The 12,651-nt window shown below is 68.9% G+C and carries 15 protein-coding genes and 1 pseudogene; 8 read left to right on the top strand and 8 right to left on the bottom strand.

From position 1 onward, the window contains the following. Positions 1-3: 3 nt before the first annotated feature. Both ACWCPQ_RS15635 and ACWCPQ_RS15630 read right to left on the bottom strand, forming a co-directional pair. The gene (locus ACWCPQ_RS15635) at positions 4-501 is read right to left on the bottom strand and encodes a diadenosine tetraphosphate hydrolase (protein WP_449899053.1); all 498 of its coding nucleotides are present in this window, start codon (positions 499-501) and stop codon (positions 4-6) included. A 53-nt stretch (positions 502-554) separates the two neighbouring features. Continuing rightward, positions 555-1,433: an alpha/beta fold hydrolase gene (locus ACWCPQ_RS15630; RefSeq protein ID WP_449899050.1), complete on the bottom strand. Its 879-nt coding sequence runs from the start codon at positions 1,431-1,433 to the stop codon at positions 555-557. A 383-nt stretch (positions 1,434-1,816) separates the two neighbouring features. On the opposite strand from ACWCPQ_RS15630, the gene ACWCPQ_RS15625 reads away from it, so the two are divergent. From ACWCPQ_RS15625 to ACWCPQ_RS15610, 4 genes are all read left to right on the top strand, one after another. Beyond that, positions 1,817-2,401 (top strand): TetR/AcrR family transcriptional regulator, encoded by a 585-nt coding sequence (locus ACWCPQ_RS15625; protein ID WP_449899047.1) that lies wholly within the window; start codon positions 1,817-1,819, stop codon positions 2,399-2,401. A gap of 59 nt (positions 2,402-2,460) precedes the next feature. Continuing rightward, positions 2,461-3,702: a methyltransferase domain-containing protein gene (locus ACWCPQ_RS15620; protein ID WP_449899045.1), complete on the top strand. Its 1,242-nt coding sequence runs from the start codon at positions 2,461-2,463 to the stop codon at positions 3,700-3,702. 150 nt (positions 3,703-3,852) lie between these two features. Then, positions 3,853-4,539 carry a GAP family protein gene (locus tag ACWCPQ_RS15615; RefSeq protein ID WP_449899042.1) on the top strand — a complete coding sequence of 229 codons (687 nt, stop codon included), beginning with the start codon at positions 3,853-3,855 and terminating at the stop codon, positions 4,537-4,539. A gap of 66 nt (positions 4,540-4,605) precedes the next feature. Then, positions 4,606-5,226: an alpha-ketoglutarate-dependent dioxygenase AlkB gene (locus ACWCPQ_RS15610; protein ID WP_449899039.1), complete on the top strand. Its 621-nt coding sequence runs from the start codon at positions 4,606-4,608 to the stop codon at positions 5,224-5,226. Between the two features lie 6 nt (positions 5,227-5,232). Here the strand turns inward: ACWCPQ_RS15610 and ACWCPQ_RS15605 are convergent, their stop codons facing one another. Further along, positions 5,233-5,799 carry a helix-turn-helix domain-containing protein gene (locus ACWCPQ_RS15605; protein WP_449899037.1) on the bottom strand — a complete coding sequence of 189 codons (567 nt, stop codon included), beginning with the start codon at positions 5,797-5,799 and terminating at the stop codon, positions 5,233-5,235. Positions 5,800-5,881: 82 nt separating this feature from the next. Here ACWCPQ_RS15605 and ACWCPQ_RS15600 point away from each other — a divergent pair, with 82 nt between their 5' ends. Further along, positions 5,882-6,850: a quinone oxidoreductase family protein gene (locus ACWCPQ_RS15600; RefSeq protein ID WP_449899034.1), complete on the top strand. Its 969-nt coding sequence runs from the start codon at positions 5,882-5,884 to the stop codon at positions 6,848-6,850. On the opposite strand, the gene ACWCPQ_RS15595 is transcribed toward ACWCPQ_RS15600, so the two are convergent. The 5 genes from ACWCPQ_RS15595 to ACWCPQ_RS15575 all read right to left on the bottom strand — a co-directional run bounded on the left by ACWCPQ_RS15595 (position 6,851) and on the right by ACWCPQ_RS15575 (position 9,995). Next, positions 6,851-7,384 (bottom strand): DUF4334 domain-containing protein, encoded by a 534-nt coding sequence (locus ACWCPQ_RS15595; RefSeq protein WP_449899032.1) that lies wholly within the window; start codon positions 7,382-7,384, stop codon positions 6,851-6,853. Positions 7,385-7,485: 101 nt separating this feature from the next. Continuing rightward, positions 7,486-7,743, bottom strand: coding sequence for a YciI family protein (locus ACWCPQ_RS15590; protein ID WP_449899029.1), 258 nt, complete (start codon positions 7,741-7,743; stop codon positions 7,486-7,488). Between the two features lies 1 nt (position 7,744). Then, entirely contained in the window at positions 7,745-8,257 is a 513-nt protein-coding gene (nusB, locus tag ACWCPQ_RS15585) for a transcription antitermination factor NusB (protein ID WP_449899027.1), read from the bottom strand. Between the two features lies 1 nt (position 8,258). Further along, positions 8,259-8,822, bottom strand: a complete 564-nt coding sequence (efp, locus tag ACWCPQ_RS15580) for an elongation factor P (protein ID WP_449899024.1) — start codon at positions 8,820-8,822, stop codon at positions 8,259-8,261. A gap of 36 nt (positions 8,823-8,858) precedes the next feature. Next, positions 8,859-9,995, bottom strand: a complete 1,137-nt coding sequence (locus ACWCPQ_RS15575; protein WP_449899022.1) for a M24 family metallopeptidase — start codon at positions 9,993-9,995, stop codon at positions 8,859-8,861. A gap of 166 nt (positions 9,996-10,161) precedes the next feature. Between ACWCPQ_RS15575 and ACWCPQ_RS15570 the strand changes: the two genes are divergently transcribed. The 3 genes and pseudogenes from ACWCPQ_RS15570 to ACWCPQ_RS15560 all read left to right on the top strand — a co-directional run. After that, positions 10,162-10,653 (top strand): A24 family peptidase, encoded by a 492-nt coding sequence (locus ACWCPQ_RS15570; protein ID WP_449899019.1) that lies wholly within the window; start codon positions 10,162-10,164, stop codon positions 10,651-10,653. 96 nt (positions 10,654-10,749) lie between these two features. Next, positions 10,750-11,967 (top strand): chorismate synthase, encoded by a 1,218-nt coding sequence (aroC, locus tag ACWCPQ_RS15565; RefSeq protein WP_449899016.1) that lies wholly within the window; start codon positions 10,750-10,752, stop codon positions 11,965-11,967. After that, positions 11,967-12,650: pseudogene (locus ACWCPQ_RS15560) on the top strand (shikimate kinase); the annotation flags it as partial. The gene aroC and the pseudogene ACWCPQ_RS15560, both read left to right, overlap by 1 nt. Position 12,651 lies beyond the last annotated feature (1 nt).

Here is a 12,651-nt window from a genome sequence, read left to right as displayed (position 1 = left end):
ATGTCAGGGCGGACCTCCACCCGGGCGCCCGGCACCGAGACGATCCAGTTCGGCGCCGATGCCGTTGCGAACCGGATCATGACGCGGACCGAGCCGGTACAGCGGATCGGTCCATCTGTCCCGCGGGTACAACCAGACCGGCCCGCGCACCAGACCATCCGGCTCCCGATCGAACCGGGGCCAGATATGCGCGTGCAGGAAATCGTCGGTGTTGCCGAGGATCTCCAGGTTCACGCGTCGGAACGCCGGATCCATTCGCACGCAGGCCCGTTCGACGGCCTCACCCAGCCGATCCATATCGGCCAGGAATGCCGTCCGACGCTGTCGGGGCAGATCGGACAGACGCCGCACGCCGGGATCGTCCGCGAGCAGTACCGAATAGCCCGGCAGGAACTGGACATCGCCGATCACCGCGAACCCGGCATCCGGCCGGCGCAGCACCGTGGGGTTCGCGCCGCGCAGGGCACTGCCGATCCGGTCGGTACGGAAGTCGTCGCGCACAGCGCGGATACCGCCGCGGCGACGACTTCAACCGTCCATACTCCCGGCACCGCTCACCCGGCGGTATGCGCAAGGACGGCATCGGCCAGTTCCCCGTGTACCTCCGGCGGGAGTGTATGACCCATACCGGCCACGACCATCAGTCGCGCCCCTGGAATCCGCTCGGCGATGATCGCCGAATGGCCGGGTTTGACCGGCTCGTGGCTGCCCTCGACGACCAGCGTGGGCGCCTGCACCCGGTGCAACTCACCCACCGGCTCGAAGTCCGGATCGGCCGCCGCCGCCAGCCGGTGGTTCGCCACCGCCGCCAGATCGCCCGCCCGGTCGTGGATCCGCTCCTGCAGCCGACGAGCCGCACCCTCGTCGAACGGCAGGCCGGTGCCGTGCAATACCCGCTGCTCGGCGACCATGCCCTCGATCCGGCCGGTCCGGTCCACCGGCGGCGCGGCAGCCAGAAGGGCTCGATAGAAGCCCACGAACTCCGGCGACGGCTCGGGCAGACTCCCCTCGGGTTGCGGCTGCCCCAGCAACGCCCGCATGAGGACCTGACCTTCGCCACCGCCGAGCGGCGAGGACCCGATCGAGGTCAGTGTCCGCACCCGCTCCGGCCGCTCGACCGCGATGAACTGGCCGAGCAGCCCACCCGCCGAATGACAGACCAGATGCGCGCTGTCCAGGCCGTGGGCATCCATCACGCGGTAGACGTCGTTTTTGATATCGGCCCAGGTGTAGGGATCGGCGGCGAAGTCCACCGTGTCCGACAGCCCCGTGTCACGGTGGTCGTACCGGATCACCCGGCGACCACCGGCCACGAGACGGTCGACGAACTCGTCGGGCCACAGGATGCCCTGCGACATGGAACCCATGATCAACAGGATCGGCGCGTCCGTCCCGACGCCGGACTCTTCACTCCAGATCTTCACATCACGCATATCCGAGCTCTTTCCCTCTCTGTCGCAAACTGGTTCATCCCGGCACCGTCCTGCCATCACGACGGTGCCGCGCTCGGGCCGGGGGCGGCACCGGTCCCTTTCCGGTGGGCGCTACCGGGCTCCGCGCCTGCCACGGCCGGACCATGCGCGCTCGGTACCGGCAGCCGTGTGCGGCGGCACCGGGCGCGCGACGAATCGCCGCTGATGGTTGCGGATCGGGTAAGTGCCGTGCTGCTTTCGCATACCGATATGCCTTTCGTGAATCCGGCGGACACAGCCCTCCGGCGAAACGGAAAGGTGAACCTTCGCATCCTTACCGCCCCATATGTAGTACTCTGCACGAAGTGGTTTGAACCGTAGTACTACAGATGGAGTGGTGTCAAGTGGTCCGCACGAACCCCGAACGCCGACAGGCATTGCTGGATGCATCGATCGAGGTCCTGGCCCGCGACGGGGCCCGCGGACTGACCTTCCGCGCCGTGGACAAGGAGGCAGCGGTGCCCGCCGGAACCGCCTCGAACTACTTCGCCAACCGCGACGACCTCCTCGTACAGGTGGGCCATCGCTATTACGAACGACTCATCCCGGACGAATCGGCCATGGCGAAACTGCACGGATCACGCACCAGGGAGACCGTCACCGAACTGATGACCGAGGTCGTCGGCCGTGTCACCCGCTTCCACACCGGCTACCTCGCGCTCCTCGAACTCCGACTGGAAGCCACCCGGCGCCCCGAACTGCAAGCCCTGCTCACCGAACGAGTCCGCGCAGACCTGGACTTCAACATCCGCAACCATCTGGACCACGGGATGCCGGGTGACGAGAACACCGTCATCCTGCTGTTCCTCGCACTGAACTGGCTCACCCTCGAACGGCTCACCCTGCCCGGCGTCTTCACCCAGGAACAGGCCGACGAGCTGGTCCGGGTGGCCGTGGAACGCGCGATTCCGGCCACCGACCAACCATGACACCGGCCGTCCCGCACTCACGCCGGCAATCTCCATTAGCACTAATGTAAATTGCGCTCATGAACCTCCGACCGGAACCCGGACTCGGCGAACTCCTCCGCTATGTGAGCGAGCTGGTCGACCGCGGCGCGGGCGCGGTGTACGAATCCCTGGAGATGTCGTACCGGCCGCGGTACACGCCGGTGCTACGGGCGATGAGCTCGGGAGCCGCGACGGTCACCGATATCACGGCACTGACCCATGTCACCCAGGGCGCGATCAGTCAGGCCGTCCGGCAGATGGAGGCCGACGGCCTGATCGCGCGTGAGCGACTCGCGGACGGTCGCAAGACCGGCCTACGCCTGACCCCGGCGGGTAGCGCACTCGTAGGCCGGCTCGAACCGCACTGGACAGCCACCTTCGCCGCGATAGCGGAACTGGAACGCGAGGTCGGACATCCGATCCGGCGCACTCTCGCCGATACCGCGACCGCATTGGGAGGCAAGGATTTCGCGACCAGGATCCGGGACGCGACCCGACCCACCGACGCGCCGGATATACCGTCGGCCGGTATATCTGCAGCCGTGGACAACTGGTTCGATCGCGGCGGACAGGAGTACGCGCGGTTCCGTCCCGAATACCCGGCCCGGCTGGCGATGTTCCTGGCGGCACTGGCCCCGTCCACCGATCTCGCCGTCGATGTGGGTTGCGGTAGCGGGCAGCTGACCACTCGGCTCGCCGCGTATTTCGACACCACGATCGGGCTCGATCCGAGCGCCGATCAACTCGCACACGCGCTCCCCCGGGAGGGAGTTCGCTACCTGCGGGCCCCGGCCGAGAAGATACCGCTACCCGATCACAGCGCGACGCTGATCACCGCCGCCCAGGCCGCGCACTGGTTCGACCGGGCGGCCTTCTACGCCGAGGCCCGCCGGATCGGGACCGACGGCGCGGTGATCGCATTGATCAGTTATGGCGTGATGCAGCTCGAATCCGCGGCCGGACAACGGTTCGACCAGTTCTACCGCGACGAAATCGGGCCTTACTGGCCGCCGGAACGCAATCTCGTCGATACCGGATACGCCGATATCGACTTCCCGTTCGAGGAATATCCGGCGCCGCCGATGCATATCCGGAAGGACTGGAACCTGACCGAACTGCTGGGCTATATCGCCACCTGGTCGGCGGTCCGTCGCGCCGAGCAGGCCGGCGCGACCGAAGTCCTGCACTCGTTCGCGGCAGATCTGTCCGCGCTGTGGGGCGATCCGGCGACCGTCCGGGCGGTCAGCTGGCCGGTCGTCGTGCGAGCCGGAACGCTGTGACATCACCCCCGGCGCCGGGCACCATCACCGGCCCCGGCAGGTGGAGTGCCACCGGTTCCACGCACGACCCGGCGACCGGACGCGGCCTCCACTACCACCGGAGCCGGACCGGCCGCGCGACAGGAACGGTGCCGTATGTTCGGTCGGGACATGATGACTCTGCTGCTGGCGATGACAGGGCTGGCTTTCCTCGACTCGCTGGACGTCCTGCTGATAGGAGTCACGACCGCGGTCATCATCGACAGCCGGCTCGCGCGAGTATCCCCGCTACCGGGCGGGCTGGCCTTCCTCGGCGGGGTCTTCTTCCTCACTGCGTCCTTCGGCCTGGCCACGGTGCTGGGGCTGAACCGGCTGACCGATCTACTGGACTTCCGGCTGACCCCCGCCCTGCGCTTCTGGGGCGAACTCGCGGCGGGCGTGATACTCCTCGGCCTGGCCTGCGTGCGCACGACGGGCACGGCCACTCCACCGGAGTGGACGATCACGCTGCGTCGGCGGCCGGCGATGCTCGCACTGGCCGGAATGGCGATCGGTTTCGCCCAAGCTCCGACCGCCGTCCCCTACCTGACCGCGTTGGCCATGCTGTCCTCATATCGGCCACCCCCGGCGGGCTGGCCGATCATCGTGATCGCCTACTGTGCGCTGGCGCTGCTTCCGCCGCTGCTGGTGCTGGCGCTCGCGCTGCGGCGTACAGCGCGGGCACAGCGGATCTACCGGCGCGTGGTACACGGTCTGGCCCGCTTCGGTCCTGTCACCGTGCGAACCCTCTTCGCCGTGCTGGGTCTCGCACTGATCGGCTACGCGCTCGTCTACGGCAGAGCCGAACTCTTCTCCTGAGCGGCCGCCACCGCGACCATCGACACCCGATGGGAACATACGTTCGAATACGGGTAGGCTGACGCCATGGAACTGCAGGGATCGCTGTTCGACGGATTCGGTGAAGCGGAACTCGCCCCGCTGACCGGCATCGGCCGCACGCACCTCGAATACGGTGCCTGGGTCGACCTGCGTCCGGGCTGGCTGCGCGGCGCCGACGATCTCTTCGACCGGCTGGCCGCAACCGTGCCGTGGCAGGCCGAACGGCGGCCGATGTACGACCGGATCGTCGATGTGCCGCGACTGCTCTGCTTCTACGGTGAAGCCGATCCACTCCCCGACCCCACCCTCGCCGAGGCACGCGCAGCCCTCAGTGAGTACTACGGCCCGGAACTGGGCGAACCGTTCCGCACCGCCGGCTTCTGCTACTACCGCGACGGCCGCGACAGCGTGGCCTGGCACGGCGACACCATCGGCGACGGAGCCGTTCGCGACACCATGGTCGCCATCCTCACCCTGGGCGCACCCCGCCCGCTGCTGCTGCGGCCCCGGACGGGCGGGCCGAGCCTGCGCTTCCATCCGGGTCACGGGGATCTGTTGGTCATGGGCGGGTCGTGCCAGCGCACCTGGGAGCACGCGGTTCCGAAAACCCGCCGGGCGACGGGACCGCGTATCAGCATCCAGTTCCGGCCGCGCAATGTGCGCTGAAGTCGACTACGGCGCGCGCAGCACCGAACGCACCTGCTGTTCGACGGCCGCCAGCAGCCGTTCGGTCTCCCCCGCGCGGACCATATCCGGCACGGTCTGACCGGCCAGGCCGTCCAGCAGCAGCCGGCCGACAGCCTCCGCGTCCAGATCGGGGCGCGCTTCCCGCAGCAGTGCGGTGATGTGGTCACGCCAGAAGAGGTGGAACTCCTCAGTGCGCGGATGCGGCGGGACCGATCGGTAGACCTCCATCAGCGCCAGATTGTCGATCACCAGCACGGTCATCGCACCGAAGAAGGCGATCAGCCGGTCACCGGCGGGCGCACCGGGACCGAGCGGCGGCGGGCCGTCGGTCACCTCCGCCATCAGCGTGACCGCGCTCTCGGCCACCATTTCGTGCAGCAGACCGGCACGGTTGCCGAAGCGGTGGAAGATCGTCCCCTTACCCACTCCGGCCGCCGCCGCGACCCGGTCCATGGTGACGGCCCCGGCACCGTGTTCGGCGAGCAGTGCGGCGGTCGCGTCCAGAATGGCGCGCCGGTTGCGGGCGGCGTCCGCACGTTCTTTCGGAACCATCACACCACTTTCGTTGACAACTTGACCGCCGGTCCATATCTTGAACAAGCAAATGGACCAACAGTCAACTTATGGAGTACCGATGCAGGCAATCGTAATAACGGGCACCGGCGGACCCGAGGTACTGGTACCCCGGGAGACCCCCGCACCCAGCCCGGGGCCGGACGAAGTACTGATCAGCGCCGAGGCGGTGCCCGTCCTATACCCCGAAACCCAGCTGCGCTCCGGCGCTTTCCCCCTGGCGGCACAGCCACCGGTGATCTTCGGCTTCCAAGCCGCCGGTGTGGTGATCGCCGTGGGCACCGATGTCGACCCGGCCTACGTCGGCCGCCGGGTCGTCGGCGCCACCGGGGGCACCGGTTCGTATGCCGATCTGGTCTGCGCGAAGGCCGATTCGACGACACTCATACCGGCGGACGTCTCCACCGCGGACGCGGCGGCGGTGATGATGAGCGGATCGGTGGCGCTGGCCCTGTTGGAAACCGCCGCGCTGACCGGTACCGAAACGGTCCTGGTCGAAGCCGGTGCCACCGGAGTCGGCAGCTACCTGGTCCAGCTGGCCCGGGAATTCGGGGCGGCCCGGGTGATCGCCACCGCGGGCGGCCCCGACAAGGCCCGGCACGCAAAAGAACTGGGTGCCGACGAGGTGCTCGACCACCGCAGCGAACAATGGCCCGGCGAACTGCGCACCGGCCCGGCGATCGATATCGTCTTCGATTCACTCGGCGGAACCTCGGCGCTCGCACTGCTCGACACGCTGACCCCGGGATCGGGCCGGATGCTCAGCTACGGCTGGCTCTCCGGCGAACCGGCCCGGGTCACCGCGGCCGACCTGCTCCCCCGCGGACTCACGCTGACCGGATGCTCCGGCCCCGCCTGGCACGAACGGGTCGGCCGGGCCCAGGGCGCGATCCTCGACCGGGTGCCGACACTGGCGCCGCCGGTGGAGACGATCCTGCCACTCGACCGGGCCGCCGAGGCGCATCGGCTGGTGGAATCCCGGCGGCCACTCGGCCGGATAATCCTGCGACCGGACGGCACCGCGGGGTGATCAGCGCTTCAGCACGAAGAAATACGGCTCGGCCAGCCCGCGCATATCCATGACGCCGAGCAGGGTGTCGTCGTCGAGGCGACGGAAATGATCGATGATCGGCAGATGGTCGTAGACCATGGCAGCGCTCACCACGCCCCGGTATTCGATATCGCGCAGCCGTGCCGTCGCCTTTCGGGTGCGCAGCAGCGGGGCGAGGGCGCGCAGATTACTGCGGACCGGTCGCAGCCAGCGCGCCGGAATCCGGCCGGCCAGCGACAGCGGGACCCGGCGGGGATCCACGGCGAAAACCGTGCCGTGTTCATCGGTGAACAGCAGCGGATGCACCTGATCCGGTGCGTCGAACTGTTTGCCGTACCAGCCGGATTCGGAGAGCGAACCGTCCATCGGATGGCCGGTGGGCAGTTCCTCACCACGCCAGCGCCCGGTGGTCACCTCGTCCACCCGCGCGGCCGGTAACCGGTCGAAGATCTCCCAGGCTTCCGCGGCGGTGCACCCGCCGGCAGGCAGGGCGACGCCCGCGTTTTCGGTCATCGTCCGCGCTCCTCGATATCAGGGGACATTGCGATAGATAGCCTATCGTCCTCTCATTCGCCGAATGCGGACAGCCGCCGACCCGGAGATACGAGACCGGCTCAGCCGGTGATCTCCCACTCGTGGATCGTGATCGCCGAGGAACCGGTCGTGTGCAGCGGATCGCTGTACACCACCGCCTCGGCGGTCGCCAGCGAATCGGCCAGCACCAGATAGGCACCACCGCTACCGTCGGTGAACGGACCGGATTCCTGCAGCATGTCCCGCGCGCGCAAGTCGGCGAGAAAGCGGCGATGCGGTTCGGCGACGGCCGGGTCGTAGGCCGGGGTGCGGACGGCCAGCACCAGATACTTGCGCACCTCAGGCCTCCGGTTCCGGATCGGCCGACCGGCCGGCGGCCGCCGCGGCCGCGCGGATCTGCGGAGCCACCTGGACGACCTGCCCGAGCACCCCGTTCACGAATCCCGGGGAATCGTCGGTGGACAGTTCCTTGGCCAGCTCCACCGCCTCGTCCACCGCGACGATCGGCGGGACATCGGCGGCGTACAACAGCTCCCATACTGCGACCCGCAGAATGGCGCGATCCACCGCGGGCAGCCGGGGCAGGGTCCAATCCTGCAGATAGGACTCGATGGTTCCGTCGACCCGGTCGAGTTCCTCGGCGATCCCGTCCACCAAGGTGCGGGTATAGGCGTGCACCGGGGCCACGGCCTGGTCGCGGGCGGCGAGCTCGATCCGCTCGTCGGCCAGATCGGCGGGATCGATATCGCGGGCCTCGGCTTCGAAGAGCAGGTCCACCGCCCGGCGGCGCGCCTTGTGGCGAGCGCCGAGCTTCTTGTAGGCGGATTTCTTGTCCGCGGGCTGGTCCGCCACGTCAGGAGTTGACGCGGCCCAGGTAGCCGCCGTCGCGAGTATCGATGCGGAGTTTGTCGCCGGTGTTGATGAACAGCGGGACCTGGACCTCGGCACCTGTCTCGACGGTGGCGGGCTTGGTGCCGCCGGTGGAGCGGTCGCCCTGCAGGCCGATATCGGTGTGGGTGACCACGAGCTCGGCGGTGACCGGCAGTTCCACATACAGCGGCGCACCCTCGTGGGTGGCGACCTGCACCGTCATGTTCTCCAGCAGGAACCGGGCCTGCTCCCCGATGACGCTCTCGGCGATGGCGATCTGGTCGAAGGTCTCGCCGTCCATGAAGACGTAATCGGATCCGTCGTGGTAGAGGTAGGTCATATCCCGGCGGTCGACGGTCGCGGTCTCCACCTTCACGCCGGCGTTGAAGGTCTTGTCGACGATCTTGCCCGACAGCACGTTCTTCAGCTTCGTCCGCACGAACGCGGGACCCTTACCCGGCTTCACGTGCTGGAACTCGACGATCTGCTGGAGATTACCGTCGATCTTCAGCACGAGGCCGTTCTTGAAGTCGCTGGTGTCCGCCACGGTGTTCGGGTCTCCTCGGTTCTCGGGCGACCGTCGTCATCCGACGACGATCAGGTCTTTGCTGGTGTTGGTGAGCAGTTCCGGGCCCCCTTCGCGCACCACGAGCGTGTCCTCGATCCGGACCCCGCCGCGGCCGGGAAAGTACACACCTGGTTCGACGGTCACCGCCACGCCAGACAGGAGTGTACCCGTGCCCGTTTTGGCGATTCCGGGCGCTTCGTGGATGCGCAGCCCCACCCCGTGCCCCAGACCGTGCACGAACAGCGGGCCGTGACCGGCGGCGGCGATGACCTCGCGGGCGGCGGCGTCCACATCGGCACAGGGCACCCCGGGCCGCAATGCTTCACGACCGGCCCGCTGCGCGGCGTACACCAGGTCGTACACCTCACGCTGCCACTGGGCGGGCGCACCCAGAACGAAGGTCCGGGTCATATCCGAGTGGTAGCCGTCCACCACGGCACCGAAGTCGATCTTGACGAAATCACCGGCGGCCAGCAGGGCCTCGGTGGGCCGATGATGCGGAACGGCCGAATTCGCTCCGGCGGCGACGATGGTCTCGAACGCGACCCCGGCGGCGCCGCGCTCGAACATGGCCCATTCCAGATCCCGTGCCACTTCGCGCTCGGTGCGGCCCGGCCGCAGCGCTCCGGTCTCCAGCAGCGCGGCCAGCGCCCCGTCCCCGACCGCGCACGCACTGCGCAACCGATCGACCTCGTACTCGTCCTTGACCATGCGCAACTGCTCGACCAGCCCCGGTGTGGCCACGAACTCCAGGCCCGAGCCGAGTTCGAGCAGCGCCCGGTGCTGGTCGACGGTGACGATATGGCTCTCGTAACCCAGCCTGCCGAACTGCCACTCCCCGGCCAGTTCCACCACCCGGCGGGCGACCGCCCGCGCGATCTCGGCCCGCAGATCGGGCACCTGCTCGGCGACCTGGGTGTCGTAGCGGCCGTCGGTCGCGATCACGGTGCGGTCCTCGGCGCCGGCGGTATCCCACGAATGCACCAGCAACGCGGCGTTGGAGCCGGTGAATCCGGTGAGATAGCGGATATTTACCAGATCGGTGACCAGTAGGCCGTCGATCTCGTTCTCCACCAGCAGATTGCGCAGCGCACCGCGCCGGGCAGCGAAATCGGGCCGGACCAGCGGGCCACGGCCGGCATCAGCAGACATGGGACAAAAGTACCGCCGACCCGGCCCCGGCACACGGACTGTCCGACCGGCGGGCACCGCCGGAGATCCGGAGCAGCAGGTATTCACATTCGGCGCGGTACGCCGGGTTGTCCACATATCGCCTGCTACGCCCCCGCACCGACCGGCCACTCGCGATCGTGGAGACGTGACGATCATCGGTTACCTCGCCCTCGCCGCCTGGTGCGCGGCGCTGAGTATCAGCGATATCCGTTCCCGGCGGCTACCCGACTCGCTGACAGTTTCCGGAGCCGTCACCGTCCTCGGGTACGCCGCACTGGCCGAGAACTTCCTCGCCGCCGGCCGGGGCGCGGCGCTGCTCACGGCGCCGTATCTCCTGATCCACCTGATACGCCCGGCGGCATTGGGCGCCGGCGATGTGAAGCTGGCGGTCGGGTTGGGTGCGGCCGCCGGCCTGGGTGGCGGTCAGGCCTGGGCGTGTTCGGCGCTCGTGGCACCGGTGCTGACGGCTGCCGCCGGGGCGGGCACACTCCTCGGGCACGGCGCCGGCCGCCGGATATACGGCCACGCCCGGTATACGGCCGGCCCCCGAGCACCCGCTCGGGAACATCCCCAGCCGGCGATCGCACACGGTCCGTCGATGTGTGCCGCGACACTTCTGGGGCTCATGCCGTGGTGACCCCGTGGCAATCCCGGGAGCAGGGCGCGTCCCGGGCCGATGAGCACCGCCGACCGCCTCCCCCGGCCGTCGCGCCGACATGGGAAGATAGTCGGCGTGCTGCGCTGGATAACTGCTGGAGAATCCCACGGACCCGCTCTCGTCGCCATCCTCGAGGGGATGGTCGCCGGTGTCGAGGTGACCTCGGAGGAGATCTCCGCACAGCTGGCGCGCCGACGGCTGGGCTACGGTCGCGGCGCCCGGATGAAGTTCGAGGCCGACAAGGTCACCGTGGTCGGCGGTGTCCGCCACGGCCGCACCATGGGTGGACCCGTCGCCATCGAGATCGCGAATTCCGAATGGCCCAAGTGGACCACCGTGATGTCCGCCGATCCGGTGGACGAGAACGAACTGGCCGATCTGGCCCGCAATGCCCCGCTCACCCGCCCCCGTCCCGGTCACGCCGACTACTCGGGCATGCTCAAATACGGTTTCGACGATGCCCGCCCGGTGCTCGAGCGTGCCAGCGCCCGCGAGACCGCGGCCCGGGTAGCGGCCGGCACCGTGGCGCGCGCCTTCCTGCGCCAGGCACTCGGAGTGGAGGTCGTCTCCCACGTGGTGTCCATCGGTACGGCCGCGAACACCACCGGAGTGGTGCCCGGCGGGGGCGATCTGGCGGCGATCGACAACAGCCCGGTCCGGGCGTTCGACGCCGACGCGGAGGCGGCCATGATCGCCGAGATCGAGGCGGCGAAGAAGGACGGCGACACTCTGGGCGGTGTGGTCGAGGTGGTCGTCACCGGTCTCCCGATCGGGCTGGGCTCGTTCACCAGCGGAGAGAACCGGCTGGATTCCCGGCTCGCGGCGGCACTCATGGGGATCCAGGCCATCAAGGGCGTCGAGGTCGGCGACGGCTTCGAGACCGCGCGGCGGCGCGGCAGCCAGGCCCACGACGAGATGCGCCCCGGCAGCGACGGTGTGCTGCGGTCCACCAACCGCGCCGGCGGTCTCGAAGGCGGGATGACCAACGGGGAGGCGCTCCGGGTGCGGGCGGCGATGAAACCCATCTCCACCGTTCCGCGTGCCCTGGCCACGGTCGATATGTCCACCGGCGAGGAAGCCGTCGCGATCCACCAGCGCTCCGATGTGTGCGCCGTCCCGGCCGCCGGGGTAGTCGCCGAATCGATGGTCGCACTGGTCGTGGCACAGGCCGCGCTGGAGAAGTTCGGCGGCGATTCGCTCGGCGAGACCGTGGGCAATCTCGACGGCTACGTGAAACGGATCAGCGGGCGGCCGCATCTGAACCCGGGCGATACCGTCGCCGACCCGGCGTAATGACCGACCAGACCGATCCGCACGGCCCACTGGTGGTGCTGATCGGCCCGCCGGGGGCGGGTAAAACCACGATCGGCCGCAAGCTCGCCCGGGAACTGGGCGTCGAGCTCTACGACACCGATGCCGGTATCGAGGAGGCCGCCGGTCGCAGTATCCCGGAGATCTTCGCCACCGACGGGGAAGCCGAATTCCGCCGGATCGAGGAAGATGTGGTCGGAGCGGCACTCGATACCCGCGATGGTGTCGTCTCCCTCGGTGGCGGCGCCGTGCTCTCCGAACGTACGCGCGCCCGGCTGCGCGACCAGACCGTGGTGTATCTGGAGATCAGCATCGCCGAGGGCTTGCGCCGTACGGGGGCGAGCACCAACCGGCCGCTGCTGGGCGGTGCCGACCCGGGCGCCAAATACCGCGAACTCATGCGCACCCGGCGGCCCCTCTACCGTGAAGTGACCTCGGTGCGCGTGCGTACCGACGGTCGCAGCCCCGGCCGCGTGGTCCGCTCGATTCTCGGCAAACTGTCGCTCGAATCGGTCCGGACCACCACCGATACCCCGGACGCCGAGGGCCCCCAGGGCACGACCGGTCAACGCACCAGCAGATCCCGGGCCCGACGGCGGGCCCGGGCCCGCGCCCGCCGGGCCGCGGCACAACGCGCGACGCCCACCGGCACACCCGGAGGTGAGG

It is taken from the genome of Nocardia sp. NPDC001965 (assembly GCF_053594175.1).
The sequence above is the reverse complement of the archived record's forward strand: the minus strand, read 5'-3'. Positions and strand labels throughout refer to the sequence as shown.